Raw genomic sequence first — 16835 nt, 5'->3', positions numbered from 1 at the left:
AGACGATCGTCCTGGTCTACCCGGAAAGTTCACGCAAATCGAACGTTACCAGATCCTGGCAAGGGACCACGTCATCCGTGCTGTCGGAATCGATGGGAAGTCGACGTCATCTCCCACGCACCGTGTCTTCGCGACCACCTACTTTTGCAGGAGGACATTCACACCCTTTTTGTTGGAAAGCACGATGTCGAGTCGACCATCACGATTGAAATCGACCATGGAGAACTGCGTTCCGACACCTGTGTCCCGACCCGCTTCAATCTCGTGCTTGACGAACCGGGGTGGCTGCCCCTTCGTCCGTTCGATCTCGAACCAGTACATCACGACCGGCTGAAACTCGCCGGGATCACTTCCCATATGAGCGAAGAATCGCTTTCCCGTCACGAGAGCGGGCTTGTTCTTCTCTACCAGATCGACAAGAGCCAGTGCGTGGGTTTGCGAGAATGATTCGTCAATCAAGTGATACTTAAAGGGTTCTGAGGAATCCTTGCCGGGATTCTCGAACCACCAGATCCCAAAGGCATGAGCTGAACTGAGGATCAAATCATTGTCACCATCCAGGTCGAGGTCGATCACCTGGATGTTTGAAGCGGGCAGGGGAGCCCCCTGATTGTCTTTGGCCAGCGGGAGTGGATGGAACGTCCAGGTACCATCACCGAGCTTCGCCGGTGCTTCCCACCATCCATGGGGGATGATGACATCGATCCGTCCGTCCGAATTGACGTCGCCAGTCCCCAACCCGTGGTAATACTTGAACGTGCCGTTCTCATGAGGTTCACCCGGTTCACTGATGGGGGTAAAGACCCATTTTTCATTGCATTTTTCGGTCGCCGGAATCGTAAGATACCCCATCTGTCGTTCTGGTTGTGATCCCAGAATCAGTTCGGGCTTGCCATCGTTGTTCACGTCGGTGAACAGTACGGTCTCATTACAGGCACTGTGCCAGATTTCGTGAGCCTTCCAGTCCCCCTCTTTATTTTTGGGGTTTTCGTACCAGTAGAACGGGTCGCCTGGATAGCCGACAGCAATGATGTCATCCCAACCATCACCATTCAGGTCGTAGGTAAAACTGGCAAAGCAGTTCGAGTAGCCTTTCGTGCCGTCATATGCCTCGGTTGGCTGTCCCTGCTGATTGAGCGGCTGCCGATACCGTGACCGCTTCCAATCGGGAGCGGCATACCAGACGTCGCCAGCGGCAACATCGAGTTTTCCGTCCTTGTTGAAGTCCCCCACGGTGACTCCTTCGGATCGAAATGTCGCATCCAGTTCGATTCGTTCAAACCTCGGCTCGCCCGCACTCAGGATTCCCGGCAGCAGTCCCAGCACAGATGCGACAGACAACACGCGTAGCAGCATGAACGAAGGCTCCTCAGCAGCGATGAATCAACAGATCGATATCCCCTGGTCGAAAATCTCGACTTGACCTGTCAGTGTCACGTCGCTGAATTGGTTCGTCAACCAAATGGATGCAAAACGCTCAATTGCTCATCGCAACCGGGTCAAATCCATGGTGGTAAAATTCGCAATGGATTGCCCCACGAGGGGGGAGTTACCGCTTGGATGGCGGCACAAGGAGTATTACCGAAAAGCAAGCTATTCTCAGTGAACACTCGTCCAAGAGGAAACCTATTTGGCTTTCACACGCTTCACGGCCTTCTTTACTCCTTTCCTGGGTGAAACGGAATCATCGATGATTTCCTTCAACTCCAGTGCCTCGCTTTTGGAGATAGGACGGAGCGTCACCAGTTGCTGAACCAGGGGAAGGATACTGCCACTGCCAACAGTATCGACCAGTAGTTGCAACATTCCGGCCCCGGCCGCATTAGGGTCTAGTAAAGCTTCGTAGCGCATAGGTCGAGACTTCGACCGTACGGCAACCCCTTTGTCTACAAGGCGGTTAAGCTGCGTCTGAATCGTCGTGTAGCCGACATTCCCAGGCTGTTCACGGTAGGCCTCGGAAAGTTTGAGAGGTCCTAATCGCCAGAGGACGGCCATTAAGCGCAGTTCTCCCACTGACAGTTTTGCTGTTTGCTTCTTCTTCGCCATGTCTGCCTCGGTGTCAATGACGCTCGCGAGCGGGTACCGGTCAGAACGACCAATAACAGGATTGATGTGATAGAGTCCTGCGATCAAGAGTACACCGAAGCAGAGGGGACCGAAACTGTCCGCTACTCAATTGCTAAGACGCAATGGCCTCGCAGGTATAACCCAATAAAAGGGACTTGACGCAGGGCGGGTAAATCCGTAATGGGCTCTCTTGCACCGCGTGACGCTCGGGACCAGTCCGTTTCTTCGCCTCGCTAATTAAGTGTGTGGCGGTGACATCGCATTCACCCTGCATTTTTTTCCCGCAACACTTCTTCAAAGAGCTGAACGACTTGCCGGGCATTATCTTCAACTTTTAAGCGGGAGGCGACCTGCCAGCAGGCATCGCTCATCGCTATCCTGACATTGGAGGGAAGCGCGAAGAAATGGTCGATTTGTTCAGTCAGCTCCTGAACAGACCATGCATCCGGGATCACGTATCCATTGCGGCCCACCTGGATGATGTCGGCCCCTCCAGCCGTCGCCGTTGTAATCACAGGAGTTCCGCAAGCCATGGCTTCGAGGTTCACATTCGGGAAAGGCTCATACACCGTTGGCAGGACGAACAGATCGCCGGCCCCATAGAATCGCGCGATCGAACTTTGCCTCCCCGCGAAGTAGACCCGTTGTTCGATGCCCAGCGACCGCGCGATGCGGCGGTAGCCCTCAATGTCACCTGCCCCCAGTACAGCTAGCCGGATGTCGCGATTTTTCGTCTTTGCCAGAGCTGCCAAGAGAGAATCGAGACCCTTTCTGCGGAAATCCATCGAAGCGAAGATGATCAGCGGGGTGTCGTCCTGCTGAACGTCAGCACCAGTTTCTCTTGCGTCGTTCCCCGCCTGACCAGAAGCTGCCGAAGGAAACTGTCCGAACAGCTCACTGCGAACGGCATCCCGTTCGAATCGAACGCCCGGGTGAAAGACGCTCGTATCCACACCATTAACGATATGGCGAATGCGGGACTCATCAATGCCGAAGTACTGAGTCAGCAGGCGAGCGTCGAGTTTTGATTGAACAATCACCCGACGAACCCCCGTCGGTCCATACAGTTTTCGTTCCAGTTCGAAGATCGCGCGATGTCGAGGGTTCAGTTGCTGAAACCACTGCGAAACAGGATTGCGGTACCAGACCTTCACCCAATGCGTCTGCATGGGGTCAGTTAAACGAAAGGTATCGAGACCTTCAACGCGTGACAGCCCGTGAACAATGTCGAAGGGGCGGGAACGCACGAATTTAGCACAGTTTGCCGAGAACGACAGGTTTCGAGTCCAGGAAGTCATTCGATCGACGTGAATCGGCACGAATTCCACTTCATTGCGGAGTTCATCATCAATTCCTTCACCGATGACTGTGACCTGGTGTCCAAGTTTTTGCAGCCCCCGAAAAAGATTGACGCAGTACCGTTCAGCTCCCGCCTTTTTCAGCGAGCAGAAACGGCGGATCAGAGCAATGTGCATAGAACGTCTCGATGTGAATTGAGTTGGCCCCAGACGTTCAGATCGGGATTGCTGACAAGGGTGGGAGCTTCCAGGCAAAACTGAACAGGTGCGATTCTCTGGCAAGCGCGTCGGCCGTCTTTCACCGCTTCCTGCGAATCACGACCTGCCGACGTTGCAGACACTGAGTTTACTTTTACGGATGTCCCTATGCGACCTTGGGAAGGGATGAGCGCCGCTGAAGTTGACGCTGCACTGCAGCGTACACATTCTCGACGCTCAGATCCCGCAGACAGCGGTGGTGCTTTAATGGGCATTCTCGCTGCTGACAGGGTCCGCAATCAAGTTTCAATTGCAAGTGCTCTGCCAGTTCATACCGCGTTTCACTCCATTCGATATGCGTTGGACCGAACAAAGTAATGACGGGCGTACCAAACGGAGCCGCGAAGTGACGTGGCCCGGAATCCGTTGTGACCAGCAACTGGGCCGAGCGAATCGCCGCTTTGGTCAACCCGATGCTGGGTGGAGTATCAGCCAGACTCAGCACCGAAGGATGTCGCGCCTGTTCCGCAATCCAGCGCGCGTCATCCCGTTCTGCAGGTCCACAGACAATCAGGACCGAACGGTTAAGCTCTGTCGCGATGCGACGTGCCAACGCGGCAAAGTATTCTCGGGGCCAGTTCTTTGCGGCACCGAATGCTCCACCGGTATTCAGACATACGTAGTTGGCGGGACTCTGACTTGTGATCTGCTTCCATTCCTGGTTCTCCGTGACCCATCGGCCCGACCAGAACTCGTCCAGCCGTGCCTGGTCCTCGGGAGAAACCGCCAGTTCCGTCTTCGTTGCCAGCGAACGACACCCCATTCGATCGGCCAGACGCAGATACTCGTCCATTACCGGATGAGGCGTCGATTTCGATTTGGGAACGACTCGATCCGTCAGCAACCAGCTCCGCAAATCACGCGCAAATCCCACACGCCGACGGGCACCAGTCAACCAGGCGAGCACTCCGCTACGGAAGGAATTCGGCAGAAGGACAACCGTGTCGCATCGCTCCGCGCGCAGGCGGCGAATCAAACTGATATCTCGCTGCGACGAATCCTTGCTGCGGGGATTATAGAACAGCTCACGATCGATCAGTCCGGTCCCCGCGAGGACATCAGCGACGTAAGGACGCATCACACCGACGATCTCTGCCGACGAAAATTCGTTCCGAATCGCGCGGAGAGCGGGCGTCGCCATCACGACGTCGCCAATCCAGTTGGGGAGGAAGATTGCAAGCTTCATGGGATTTAGAGCCATTGAGCTGAGTTTTGCCTCACGCTGCACGTCGTTCAGCGGGTTGAGGCAACGGAATCGAAATTGCCTCGGTCTGGACGGCCCGTAACCGCCTTACGATCTCAGTGGTCGAAACCCCCGGGGTAATCCCCAACGCCTTGACTCGTCCACCGTAGCCGAGCACCACCTCGCGTCCGACGATCTCGTCTTCGCGATAGGTTCCCCCTTTCACGAGCACGTCCGGCTGTATCTGGCGCAAGACGGCATGGGGAGTCTCTTCATCGAAGACAACGACGTAATCAACCGATTCCAGCCCCGCGAGCATCTGAGCGCGGTACTCTTCATTGAAGATCGGTCGATCGGGCGCCTTGTTCAAACGTCGCACGCTATTGTCGCTGTTGATTGCGACAATCAGGCAATCTCCTTCCTGGGCGGCTTCCTGCAGGTAGCTGAGATGCCCCACGTGGAGCAGGTCAAAACAACCATTGGTGAGGACCACCTTTTGTCCCGCTTTGTGCCTTGCGGCAACATGCCGCGTCAACTCGTCGACGGTACAGACCTTTCCTGCCGCGCGACGGGATCCTCGCAGCAGGTCGGTCAAAATCTCTTTGCGACTGATGCGAACGACGCCGACTTGTTCGACCTCAAGTCCCCCGGCCACGTTCGCCAGTCGACACAGATTGGTCGGATCGATGCCGGCGGCCATGCCCAATCCGAACATGGCCAGAACCATATCGCCGGCTCCGGTCACGTCGTAGACCTCACGCACGCGGGTGGGCAAGTGGACAGATTGACCATTACGCGGCGCCAGAACAATTCCGTCCCGGTCGAGCGTAACAAAGGCCATGTCGAGCTCGAACTTTTCGACAAGCAACTGCCCCGCCTGATAGGCAGCATCGATCGTCCGGATTTCAACACCCGTTGCCTTTTGAGTTTCCGAGCGATTGGGTGTGACGCCTGTTGCGCCACGGTAGATGTTGTAATCGCCGCCTGCGGCGGGATCGACAATCACCGGCAATCCCGCGGCCCGTGCGGCCTTGATCAAAGGTCGCAGCAGTTCTGCAGTACAGACTCCTTTCGCATAGTCGGAAATCAGCACCGCTTGAAATTCATGCAGCCGGGGAAGGATGGCTGCCAGCAGTTGCACGACAATGGCTGAGGCGACAGGCTTTCGATCTTCCCGATCGACCCGCAGCATTTGATGAGGATGACGGTGCTGGGCACGTCCCATGAATCGGACTTTGCAGGTCGTCGGCCGGTCACTGTCCACGACCAGAGCCGCACAGTCGACTCCAAATCGTTCGAGCTCTTTCGCGACCCAGACTCCATCGGGATCGGCTCCGACAACGCCGGCGAGAGTGACTTCCGCCTCCAGTCCGCGCAGCATGTTGGCGACGTTTGCCGCGCCACCCAGCCGCGTTTCCTGTCGATCCTCTCGCAAGAGAATCACGGGGGCTTCCTGACTGATCCGTTCGGCATCACCCCAGACATAGCGATCCAGGATCAAGTCACCGATGACGAGCACCCGCGGAGTGCCCAGTCGCGCCATTTCATCGATCAGTTCAAACGTCATTGTCCGCCATCCTTGGCTGATTGACTAACGCTCTTCGTCCAATTCGTCGCTCAGGATCCGTGAAGGAACTTCCCGAGTCAGGTCCGGACTCCGCCGGATCCATCAGGTTAACTTCTGATGCCCGCAATCATCCTCACGTCAGGCGGTTCCGTCAATGCGGTTTCAAAATCGAAATGCCTCGGGACAGGTTTCTCATGCTTTGACGCTCGTGGCCGTGAGGCGTGCCCAGGTGCCCCGAACCCGGCAGAGTCACCTTCCACTGGACCCTAAATCACTGTGTCAAAGTGCGAAAGTCTCCGTGCTGGAACCCGACTGGCACCCCGGGACGACCGCGAAACGGCGTCCGGGCGCGCGATTCATCTCGGATGCGCATTCGTGCGAAGCAGATCAATCGCTTAGAAAAGTCCGCCAGCAGTCGTACTTGCGGCTACTCAAATGATGAAACAACAACGGATTTCTCGCTGGTTTGTGAGGCTGCTTCATCAGCTTCATGTTCGCTTCATAGGGAGTACGCCCCCCCTTTCGCACATTGCAATCCAGACAGCAGCAGACGATGTTTTCCCAGTTGGTTGGCCCTCCACGACTTTTGGGCATCACATGATCAAGGCTGAGCCGATGTGTTCCGAAGCGTTTTCCGCAGTACTGGCAGCGGTTCTCATCCCGTAGGAAAATGTTGCGGCGATTGAACTTGACCCCATTTCGGGGCAATCGGTCATAGCGGAGCAACCGAACAATACGAGGGACCTGGATTTCAAAGTTCACCGCGCGAATCCAGTCCACATCCTCCCGGTCATCCATTTCGAGACGGAGAAAACCCATCTCCACCCAGTTCTCGAAGTCGTACGAATGAAACGTACCGTCGTCGACGGAGATGACTTCAGCGGCCCCTTTATAGAGCAGGCAGAAGGCGCGACTGACTGAAAGAACATGCACCGGAAGATAGTGACGATTCAGTGCCAGTACGCTCGACTGAATCGCCGGACTGTGTGCTGCAATCATCTCGCCTGTGCTCCTCCGCACTGGACAAGTAGGGGCGTCACGTGCATCACAGTGGCGAGTTGCAAGAGGCAGAAACAGGAATAGACCATGCAAACCGCCAACCGTCCCCTCATTGTAGACGGGGTCTCAACCAAACGGCAACAATGGCGCATCGACGGATCAGCGGTCACCTATCCCTGAGACCGGGTTCGAAAACATCGCGATTACAGAACTAACGAGACTGTCAGGATCATCGTCAGCATTCACAAATGCGAGCCTGCGAATCGTCTGACCTAATCAAAGCATTTACGCAAACAGCAACTTACGACTCTTAAGATGACCGAGAGCACCGCGTTGTCCGCTTTCTGAAGCGGGTCCGCAGGCGATTGATTCGCCACCGCGCCAGACTGTCCCCGTCTGACACTGTCGCCTCATCCTGGATTTTCAAGCAGTTCCAGCCCCGACTCATAAGTCCTTTCGATGCATCAAGCTTGCAGCATGCAGTTTCGTGTTTCCGAAACCGCACGCCTCTACGGAAACAATGCTGCTTGTTCCACCCAACCATCAGCGATGGGCACGCTTCTGAGCGCCTGGTGTGTTAAGGCCGAATGCAAGCAAGCCCGTCCAGAACTGGGCGGGCTTGAACAGAAACGAGTTCGAAAGGTGTTGTTGCAGAAGGTGGCCTAAGCAGCTATTGCGTCAACCGCCTGTTGGACTGGAGCGACAGGCTCGGCATTGGCCACTTCTGCTCCGAGAACTTCCGCGACGAGAGCTCCGTAGTCGATGGCACCGGGACTCTTCGGAGCGTAGTCAAAAATGGACTGACCGAAGCTGGGGGATTCCGCCAGCTTGATGTTACGTCGGATACGGCTTTCGAAGATTCGAGCGTTCTTCCAGGGAGCCCGTGGGTCACTCTGTTCCAGGAAGTGGATCAGGTCGTCGGTAATATCGGCAGCCAGTCGCGTCGATGTTTCATACAGGCACAGCACGATTCCGCTGACGATCAGATCGCGATTCAGTCGGCGCTTCACCAGGGCGGTCGTTTCGAACAGTTTTGACAAGCCCTGCAAGGCTAGAAAATGCGGCTGCAGAGGGATGAAGACTTCTTTCGCAGCCGTCAAGGCGTTGATCGTGAGAACACCCAGGGAAGGGGGGCAATCCATGACCACATAATCCAGCGGTTGCTGCTGGCAAAGCTTTTCAATGGCATTGCGCAGGATCAGTTCACGCCCCTGCATGTCGACAAGTTCGACTTCGGTCGCCGCCAGATCGAGGTCAGACGGGACGACCCACAGGTTGTCGACTGCGAGCTGCTTAACGTCGGCCATCGACTTCCGACCGGAGAAAACATCGTAGACGGTCGGAGTCTGCCCAAATGCATCCACACCCATATGCAGGGATGCGTGGCCTTGTGGATCCAGATCGATCAGACAGACACGACGGCCCTGCTTTGCGAGACCAGCCGCAAGATTCACACTGGTAGTCGTCTTGCCAACGCCACCCTTCTGATTCATCACACAAATGCTGCGCATCGGGCGTCCTTTCCCGGAGAGTCAAAATTCGATGAGGCAATTTTAGCCGACAGTGCGAATCGGTGAAAGACGGGTTTCACAGACAGACACCTGATATTGAAGTCATTGACTTGAATTGACTTAGCGACGATTCCACTCGCAATCTGACATTCTGGCGGCGAGCATGAGACAGGGCGAGACTACCTGCAGCATCTTCACCCCATCCACTGTGATTCGTGCAAGTCAGGAAATGAAAAGAACCGGAGAGATTCCCCCGGTTCTTTTCGTTCGGTTGTCTATTTCACCATGTAAGGTTTTTCTCGCGACTTTTCGACCAGGTCTCGCCATTTGGCGGAACCATCATCGGGAACCAATCGGGTGTTAACCCCTTTCTCGAAATAGGGCATTCGTCCGGCGATGGCGTGGGTGAGCATGTAGTTCACGGTGCCGTTACTCGCCGTGTACATCGTCCGACCGTCTGGCCACGTTGTTTCCAGCAGCCGCTGGGGCTCTGGTCGCGTGGCTGGCTTCGTCACAGCGTACTTCTTCAGTACGTCACGATTCAGCTCAAAGCCAACACCCGGGGCGTCCGGGACAATCGCAGTGCCATTCTCAACCACGATCGGAGCCGTGAGTGTCGATACGTCGAATAGCTGGTGACAGTTCACTGCCGGCCATTTGGCCCATTCCAGAACGCCACCGAAATGCAATGAGTGAGCGGCAGTGACGGACGAGCCGACCAGTTGCAGCCAGAACGGCTTTCGTGACATGGCACAAACCGCTCCCGTTCGCATCAGCGTGGATGCGCCTCCACCCACCACGAAGCCGTCGCAGGCGTCTGTCTTCAGCATGTCCCACGGATCAGGGTTACCGTAGTGGAGCGCGACCTTGGCCTTGAGTGCCTCTTTCAACTGGTGATTTCCCTCCAGGTCCGCCTGAGGAAGCGGACCTTCCCAGATGTCGACTTGGGGAATACTGTCAAACTCCTTCAGAATCGGAATCGCCCGCTCCGCGGTCAGCAACGTGTCATTGAAATCCATGTCGATCTTGAACGACTCAGGAACTACCTTGATCGACAGTTTGATCTGCTTCCACAAATCAAACCAGGGCCGACCTTTAGTCTTCAGAGACATGTACCCTGACTTGTAGGCAAGTGCACATTCGCTCGCCAGGTCTTCGGGGGGGAGGTCGATATTCCACCATGAAAGCGGAGTCCGGGGGTAGTGCTTCTTACCCAAGAGAGCATGCAACGGGACTTCCAGCGTCCGGGCCACGGCGTCGAAGAGCGCCATCTGCAATCCGGCTCCCAGAGAATCGTCCCACATCATTTCTGCCGCATTCTTCCCCCGACAGCGTTCGACAGCCTGATCGCTGGTGGTTCCCCAGGTATAGAACAGCATTGTCTCACCGAACCCGGTTTTCCCGGACTTCAGAGTAACTTCGCAGATCTCCAGATACTGCCAATGCGGAATCTCGCGCGCCATCGCACGGGCAGGGATTTCACGGAACGGAAGATGAAGTGTCGTTCGCTCAATCTTTTCGATCGTCAGCCAGGTCGACGACACGGCCGCCGGCAGTTGGGGAGCAGACCAGTGTCCAAGCAGAGCTGCGCTGCTCGCCATTGCGCCCCACCGCAAAACGTCTCGACGGCTCATCCGTGGACTGTAAGAGATGTCACTTCGTTGCTGCATTCTCAGTGTTCCCGATGTTTCCAGTAAATGAATTCCGCGAGCGCCAGATAATGGCGACTCGCGCCGCTACGGATCTTTCGAGCAATGTCGCAACGTACCATTTCCGCCGTCAGAGATCGAATCAAAAGCGGTCTGGATATCACCCAATTCGCCAAGATCGGCTCTCGCAATTCGGGAACGCGAAGCGCAGGGACGTCCTCAATTTGAAGACTCACATCTTTCAGGGAGCACTCCTCAAGCGAGGCTTCCAATTTCCGAAAGGAAGATCGCAAACCACTTGCGGAGATGGAGACGTCTGGCTCGAAACTCAGTTGGTGGCGATCTTCGTCCTCAATGCCGATTCGCCTTCAGTGCCGATCAGTGGAGAACTTCGACGCCATCCAGAGTGCGTTGCAGTTTCCTGACACCGCTCGGCGTAACCTGCGAGCCTGTCACATTGACGCGCGCGGGGGTCTGCGATCCCTGGAATGTCTTGCCGATCGCATCGAGGCCCGAATCTGTTACCGAAGTGTTATTCACACCAAGCGACCCGATTTTGGAGAAGTACTTCAGCCTCGGAAGCAGACGTTTCAGGTCAGCGTCGTGGCACTCGGTTCCACCGAGGTCTGCGTTGATCGATCCGTCCTCATCCTGAGTGATCGATCCCCCCAACCGTTGAACCATTCCTACCGCAGCGCGTCGCTGCGCACCGGGGTAGAGTCCGTCGAGTCCGATGACCGCACCAATCACACCAACCGCCCAAACGACTCCGAGTATCTGCTTGAGCTGAGGTTTCAAGTTGGATCGAACCAGCAACAGCAGACATAAGGTGGCGACAGCCGCCACAGTGGCGAGCCAGGCCGCGTCCATTTGAATCTGGCCCTTCAACAGCTTTGCCCCCAGCAACGCCGTCATCACAGCCGACAGCAGTGTCAGATTGAGAATCGTGACCCAGCCCAATGGGCCCTTAAACAAGCGTCGGTTGCCAAACGAGAGGCTCGTCGAAGTTTTGGTGAACGTGACCGCAAAGACGACCAGCACCCCGACGATCAATCCTTCGTAGACGTCAGCACCTGTCTTGATGATCTTCGCCACACCGTCGATGACGACGCGCAGAAACAGTGCCCCGAGAAGCGTCCCCTGAATCGTGCCGACGCCTCCTTGCAGGCTGCAGCCTCCGACGACCGAAGCAGCGATGGCATTCAGTTCGTACCCCCGTGCGAGGGTCTGCGGATCCGCGACACTCAACTGGCTGACAGAAAGTATCCCCACCATTGAGGACAGCACGGCACTGATACTGTAGGCGAGCCACTTCAATCGGTTCGTCTGAATCCCACTAAGTCGCGCCGCCTGCTCATTCCCTCCCAAGGCATACAAGTGGCGACCAGTGACGGTCCTGCTCATCAACAACCAGAGCACGATCGCGACGACTGCGACCAGGATTGTCAGGTTCCAGACGGTTCCGGAAATCGCGCCCGACAATTCACGGAACGGACGATCCGCGATATTGATCTGGGTGCGCGCTCCCCCCAGCATCGTCTGGGTCACACTTTCGACGATGGCTCGTGCCAGGCTGCGCAGACCCACGAGCGTCCCCAGTGTCGCGACGAATGGGGGGAGCCCAACTTCCGTAATCAGCCACGCATGCAGGCTGCCGATTAACAGTCCGACGATCAGCGTCCCCGCAATTGCGGTCGCAATGACCCCCGTCCCCAGCGGTAACGATTGATTCACCGCCTCCGGGGCGAGCAGCACCATAAACGACGCACAGATGGACGCACTGAACGCGATCACCGATCCCGCAGAGAGGTCGATCCCTCCCGCTATGATCACGATTGCGGCGCCGAAGGAAATGAGCGCCAGCATCGTCGTCTGGCGCAGCAGGTCGATCAGACTGAGTTCCCACTTTACGACGTAGTTATGCTGTTCATCCAGTAACGTCGTACAGCACAGCACGATGAAGATCGCCGCCACTAAACCAAGCTGGTGTCGCTGGGCAGCGTTTTGTGCGATCAATCGACGCAAGCCAATCATAGTGACTGCCGCGATGATCATCGCAATCAGCGCCGCGACAACAGAAGTGTTCATACAGACTCGCGATCAATGGGGTGGCAAAAGGGAGGGGGGGCAGAAATGAAGATCAGGACCCGGTGAGATCGTATTTGCTCAACCACTCTTGGAATTTCTCGAGCGTGATCACTTCGACTCCCTCAAAGTGATTGGGATTCAATGGTGATTCATTTGACGGAATCACAACTTTGAGGCCGGTGTCGAAGATATCCCCGCCATCCTGACCATATCGGGGGAACATCTCCGTGAGAGTCTCTTTCTGATCGCGAACGAGAGCCGCCAGAGCCCGGATCCCTTCATAGCCCATGCCGAATGGGTTCTGGACGACCATGGCGTCGATGTTTCCTTCTTTCATCGCCGTAATCGCCGTCGGTTCGGCGTCGAATACGACAATCGTGAAATCCTTCCGGCGGTTTGACTCTTTGACAACGTCCACGATGGCGGGAGCATTATATGACCAGATCCCCACCAGGAAGTTCAGATCAGGATGATTCCGAATGGCGTTACGGACGTTGTCGCGTGCTTTTGTTTTGTCCGTTCCATCTTCCATGGTGTCTTTGGAATTCAGCTTCTCGCCGGCCCCTTCGGCAAACCCCTCGATGCGATCGATCGCGTTCTGGGCTCCCCGGAAGCCAACGAAGGTGACGTATTCTCCACCTTCGGGCTTCAATTCCGCTGCACATTTTCCCAGCAAGCGGCCACCTGCGAGGTTGTTCGTACCGATGAAGGCATACCGGGCATCGGCGAATTGCGACCGATCGACGTCCGAGTCGATGGTCAGGATCTTAATTCCCTTCTTCTGCAGCGAACGAAGTTCGTCAGCGATCGCGACATTTTTGGCATCAATAGCGGAAACGCCGACGCCCGCAATATCGCTCTGGGTGGCGTACTGCTGAAGTTTACTGAGTTGTCCCTGAGCAGTGCCGTCGTTGACGTCGAGTTCCGCGACCAGCCCGTCGTCCTTCAGTTTCAGATCACTTCCCGCCGCCAGTAAGCCTTGTCGGCAGGCGTCCCAGTACGGGGAATCTCCATTGGTGAGGATGATGAGACGCTTCAAGGTTCCCGAGGTGCCCGTCGGTGATCCCGATGCACTGGCGGAAGGGGCCGATTTGTCCCCGGTCTCGCTTTTAGGAACATTCGGCTCACATCCGACGAAGACCAGTGACACGAGCACCAGCAGGATCTGACCGGGCAGAATACGAGACAGCGTCATGGGAGCGCACCTTCAGCGAATTGAGAGGAGAGACCGGGGTCAGAGATTGACGATACACACCCTGCAAAGTGCTGGTCAAGCAGCGTGAGCATCGCATTGAGTAGACACAGGATCGGCCTGTTTTGCGCATGCGTTCGGCTCCTGATGCGATCTCAATCGAACTGGCGCGGACAGGCCGATTGGCGTCCAGTGACTGCGATTTTCTCGCCGCAGGCCCGACTTGGATTGACAAGACGATTCGCGGCTTGCAGTTTTTCGATGGTTACTTTAAGTTTCGACCGCCGCACCAACTCTGGTCGGCAACTGTCCACGTTGAGGATAGATTTCGAACGGTATTGGTAAGAGAGCCGCAAAAAATCATGGGCTCGACAACGCTGGCCGATACGTCAAAAGCCTCTCATTTTTGCGAAGGAATCTCATGGCCGATTTGATCGTTCCACACGGCGGGCTGTCTGCTCCCGTTTGCCGTACTGTCAGTGCAAATGAAATCGATGCGTTCAAGGCAGAAGCCGCGGGACTCACAAAGGTTCCCGTTTCCGCCGCCGATTTGTCCACTGTCTACCGACTTGGCGATGGTACCCTCAGCCCCTTGACGGGCCCCATGACCAGCGAAGTCTATCACAAGGTGCTGGACGAATGCTGCATTGAAAGCAACGGCAAGAAGTACGCCTGGACAATCCCTCTCGCCTTCCCCGTCTCAGCGGAACTGGCGAAGACCCTGAAGGCAGGTGACAAGGTTGCCCTTACTGGTCCCGATGGCCAGATCGCCGCCACCCTCGACATCACCGACGTCTATCCCTGGCCAAAACTGAAATACCTGCAAAGCGTTTATCTCACGGATCGCATCGATCATCCCGGTGCGTCGATGGTGCTGGAAGGCGATAAAGGCAATTCTCACCTCCTCGGTGGTGAAATCCGCGTTCTGCCGCAGCCCAAGAACGCCAAGTTCGGCAAGTACGTTCTGACCCCACGTGAAGTTCGTAAGCTGCTGGCAGAGAAGGGCTGTGACTCTGCCGTGGCATTCCAGACCCGTAACCCTTTGCACCGCGCACACGAGTACGCATTGGTGCACGGACTGGAAACGTTGATTCGTGAAGGCAAGAACCCTCTCGCCGTTCTCAATCCATTGATTGGGGAAACCAAGGGTGACGACGTCAACGCCGAAATCCGGATGGCGACCTACGAAGCTCTGATCCAGCAGCGCCAACTGGGCGACGGAGATAGCGATCAGTCTCTGTGGGGTCCACGAAATGAGTCCGTGCCTGACCGCGTCGTGCTGCTTGGCCTCGACATCAAGATGTTCTACGGTGGCCCGAAAGAAGCCGTGATGCACGCCATCTATCGGCAGAACATGGGATACACGCACATCATCATTGGTCGTAAGCACGCTGATGCTCCCTACGCCAACGGCGAGAACATCTGGGGTGACTTCGATGCTCACCAGATCTTCGACAAGCTCGGCGGTGACCTGCAGATCAAGCCACTCAAGGTAGGCTTTGCGGCTTACTACGAATCCTGCGGCCGCGTCGATTTGACAGAGCGTCACCCGGGTGAGAAGCCAGTCTCCATCTCGGGTAAAGACATCCGAGCCACCCTGCAGAAGGGTGAACAGGTCGATCCACGAGTCATGCGTCCAAGCACCAGCCAGATCCTGGGTGCCGCGATGAAGACGGCATAGTCGCCAGATGATCAGGTGGCTTTCGTGTCAGTCGGCTGATTTGCAGGCCGAATGAACAGCGATCACGAACGGGGCGGTGTCGATCACCGCCCCGTTTCTGTATATAGACTCTGAGCCTCCTTCGACAATTCACCACTGTGCCCGTTTCTGTAGTCGTCCTCCGCTCGCACTGGAGTTTTGGCGATGACCGAAGATCAGGTAGTCGGCTGCATTCTCGGGACAGCAGTCGGTGACTCACTGGGACTGCCGTATGAAGGACTTTCGCGGCGACGGGGCACAAAACTGCTCGGCCCTCCCGATCGCCAACGCTTCTTCTTCCGACGTGGCATGGTTTCGGACGACACCGAACACCTCTGCATGGTGACCCAGGCATTGATCGACGCCAAGGGCAACGTTGAGGTGTTTCGCAGATCACTCGCTCGCAGGCTGAGATGGTGGCTGCTGGGAGCCCCCGCAGGAATCGGTCTCGCCACGCTCAAGTCGATTATTCGGCTGTGGATGGGATGCTCTCCCGAACACAGCGGCGTTCGCTCGGCCGGAAATGGGCCTGCGATGCGTGCCGGGATCATCGGAATCGCTTACGGTGACGCGCCGTGCTTTCGCGACCTCATTCGGGCTTCGACGAGATTAACTCATACGGATCCCAAAGCCGAGTATGGAGCGTGCGCAATCGGTCTGGCAGCCGCCATGGCGAAAGACGTGGAATCTGTTTCACCGCAGAACTACATCGAGCGGCTCAGGCAGATTCTCCCGGAAGAGGGCGCACACGAGTTTCTGGAGCTGATGTCAGCCACGGTGGCATCTGCAAGCCAGTCTCAGAGTACGGATGCCTATGCTGGCTCTCTCGGACTCTCACAGCGAATTTCCGGGTACATGTATCATTCGGTCCCAATTGCGATTCATGCGTGGCTCACTCATCCCCTGGATTATCGAACCGCCATCACATCTGTGATCCGCTGCGGTGGTGATACCGACTCGGTTGCGGCCTTCGTCGGGGGAATTGTGGGGGCCTCGGTCGGGCAACAGGGAATCCCGCAGGAATGGCTTTCCTCAATCATCGATTGGCCCCGGTCAGTTACATGGATGCAGCGTCTCGGGAAGCAGCTTTATTTTTCGATGAAATCATCAGAAGTGACTCGGCCCATCCGTTTGCCGGTCATCGCCGTTCTCGCTCGAAACCTGTGCTTCGCAGCGATCGTTCTGTACCACGGCTTCCGCCGTCTCGGTCCGCCGTACTAAGTGTGGAAACCGAATGCAAAGCGGGCACTGGACCGAAACCAGCCCAAGGGTTAGTTCAATCACAAATCGAAAAGATCCCTTCGTTCAGAATTGATTTTGCCAC

Annotated in this window: 12 protein-coding genes; 2 read left to right on the top strand and 10 right to left on the bottom strand. The window is 56.3% G+C overall.

The genetic code is table 11. The features are described 5' to 3' along the window. Positions 1–138: 138 nt before the first annotated feature. The 10 genes from ACGY09_RS23890 to ACGY09_RS23845 all read right to left on the bottom strand — a co-directional run bounded on the left by ACGY09_RS23890 (position 139) and on the right by ACGY09_RS23845 (position 13815). Positions 139–1356 (bottom strand): FG-GAP repeat domain-containing protein, encoded by a 1218-nt coding sequence (locus ACGY09_RS23890; RefSeq protein ID WP_397569721.1) that lies wholly within the window; start codon positions 1354–1356, stop codon positions 139–141. 270 nt (positions 1357–1626) lie between these two features. Continuing rightward, the gene (locus tag ACGY09_RS23885; RefSeq protein WP_373652464.1) at positions 1627–2046 is read right to left on the bottom strand and encodes a BlaI/MecI/CopY family transcriptional regulator; all 420 of its coding nucleotides are present in this window, start codon (positions 2044–2046) and stop codon (positions 1627–1629) included. Positions 2047–2330: 284 nt separating this feature from the next. Then, positions 2331–3542 (bottom strand): glycosyltransferase family 4 protein, encoded by a 1212-nt coding sequence (locus ACGY09_RS23880; protein ID WP_397569720.1) that lies wholly within the window; start codon positions 3540–3542, stop codon positions 2331–2333. 187 nt (positions 3543–3729) lie between these two features. Then, positions 3730–4809 carry a lipopolysaccharide heptosyltransferase II gene (gene waaF / locus ACGY09_RS23875; protein ID WP_397569719.1) on the bottom strand — a complete coding sequence of 360 codons (1080 nt, stop codon included), beginning with the start codon at positions 4807–4809 and terminating at the stop codon, positions 3730–3732. A 31-nt stretch (positions 4810–4840) separates the two neighbouring features. Next, on the bottom strand, positions 4841–6373 hold the full coding sequence (gene rfaE2 / locus ACGY09_RS23870; protein ID WP_373652467.1) for a D-glycero-beta-D-manno-heptose 1-phosphate adenylyltransferase: 1533 nt from the start codon (positions 6371–6373) through the stop codon (positions 4841–4843). A gap of 387 nt (positions 6374–6760) precedes the next feature. Beyond that, a complete protein-coding gene (locus ACGY09_RS23865; RefSeq protein ID WP_373652468.1) occupies positions 6761–7372 on the bottom strand; it encodes an HNH endonuclease in 612 nt (203 codons plus the stop codon). 662 nt (positions 7373–8034) lie between these two features. After that, on the bottom strand, positions 8035–8883 hold the full coding sequence (locus ACGY09_RS23860) for a ParA family protein (protein ID WP_373652469.1): 849 nt from the start codon (positions 8881–8883) through the stop codon (positions 8035–8037). A 275-nt stretch (positions 8884–9158) separates the two neighbouring features. Beyond that, positions 9159–10484: an enolase C-terminal domain-like protein gene (locus ACGY09_RS23855; protein WP_397569718.1), complete on the bottom strand. Its 1326-nt coding sequence runs from the start codon at positions 10482–10484 to the stop codon at positions 9159–9161. Positions 10485–10910: 426 nt separating this feature from the next. Further along, complete coding sequence (locus ACGY09_RS23850) at positions 10911–12620, bottom strand: hypothetical protein (protein WP_397569717.1); 1710 nt, start codon at positions 12618–12620, stop codon at positions 10911–10913. A gap of 52 nt (positions 12621–12672) precedes the next feature. Next, the gene (locus ACGY09_RS23845; protein ID WP_397569716.1) at positions 12673–13815 is read right to left on the bottom strand and encodes a substrate-binding domain-containing protein; all 1143 of its coding nucleotides are present in this window, start codon (positions 13813–13815) and stop codon (positions 12673–12675) included. Between the two features lie 418 nt (positions 13816–14233). Between ACGY09_RS23845 and ACGY09_RS23840 the strand changes: the two genes are divergently transcribed. Beyond that, a complete protein-coding gene (locus ACGY09_RS23840) occupies positions 14234–15493 on the top strand; it encodes a sulfate adenylyltransferase (RefSeq protein ID WP_373652473.1) in 1260 nt (419 codons plus the stop codon). A 183-nt stretch (positions 15494–15676) separates the two neighbouring features. After that, the gene (locus ACGY09_RS23835; RefSeq protein ID WP_397569715.1) at positions 15677–16732 is read left to right on the top strand and encodes an ADP-ribosylglycohydrolase family protein; all 1056 of its coding nucleotides are present in this window, start codon (positions 15677–15679) and stop codon (positions 16730–16732) included. The last annotated feature ends 103 nt before the right edge of the window (positions 16733–16835 follow it).

Origin of the sequence: Schlesneria sphaerica (assembly GCF_044336245.1) — a bacterium.
Lineage (GTDB): Bacteria > Planctomycetota > Planctomycetia > Planctomycetales > Planctomycetaceae > Schlesneria > Schlesneria sphaerica.
Note: the sequence above shows the minus strand (reverse complement) of the source record. Positions and strands in the feature narration are given on the sequence as shown.

Excerpts from the sequence above, each read along its gene's own strand:
- ACGY09_RS23890 (WP_397569721.1), bottom strand. The coding sequence starts at position 1,356 with ATGCTGCTACGCGTGTTGTCTGTCGCATCTGTGCTGGGACTGCTGCCG.
- ACGY09_RS23885 (WP_373652464.1), bottom strand. The coding sequence starts at position 2,046 with ATGGCGAAGAAGAAGCAAACAGCAAAACTGTCAGTGGGAGAACTGCGC.
- ACGY09_RS23880 (WP_397569720.1), bottom strand. The coding sequence starts at position 3,542 with ATGCACATTGCTCTGATCCGCCGTTTCTGCTCGCTGAAAAAGGCGGGA.
- waaF (WP_397569719.1), bottom strand. The coding sequence starts at position 4,809 with ATGAAGCTTGCAATCTTCCTCCCCAACTGGATTGGCGACGTCGTGATG.
- rfaE2 (WP_373652467.1), bottom strand. The coding sequence starts at position 6,373 with ATGACGTTTGAACTGATCGATGAAATGGCGCGACTGGGCACTCCGCGG.
- ACGY09_RS23865 (WP_373652468.1), bottom strand. The coding sequence starts at position 7,372 with ATGATTGCAGCACACAGTCCGGCGATTCAGTCGAGCGTACTGGCACTG.
- ACGY09_RS23860 (WP_373652469.1), bottom strand. The coding sequence starts at position 8,883 with ATGCGCAGCATTTGTGTGATGAATCAGAAGGGTGGCGTTGGCAAGACG.
- ACGY09_RS23855 (WP_397569718.1), bottom strand. The coding sequence starts at position 10,484 with ATGGCGAGCAGCGCAGCTCTGCTTGGACACTGGTCTGCTCCCCAACTG.
- ACGY09_RS23850 (WP_397569717.1), bottom strand. The coding sequence starts at position 12,620 with ATGAACACTTCTGTTGTCGCGGCGCTGATTGCGATGATCATCGCGGCA.
- ACGY09_RS23845 (WP_397569716.1), bottom strand. The coding sequence starts at position 13,815 with ATGACGCTGTCTCGTATTCTGCCCGGTCAGATCCTGCTGGTGCTCGTG.
- ACGY09_RS23840 (WP_373652473.1), top strand. The coding sequence starts at position 14,234 with ATGGCCGATTTGATCGTTCCACACGGCGGGCTGTCTGCTCCCGTTTGC.
- ACGY09_RS23835 (WP_397569715.1), top strand. The coding sequence starts at position 15,677 with ATGACCGAAGATCAGGTAGTCGGCTGCATTCTCGGGACAGCAGTCGGT.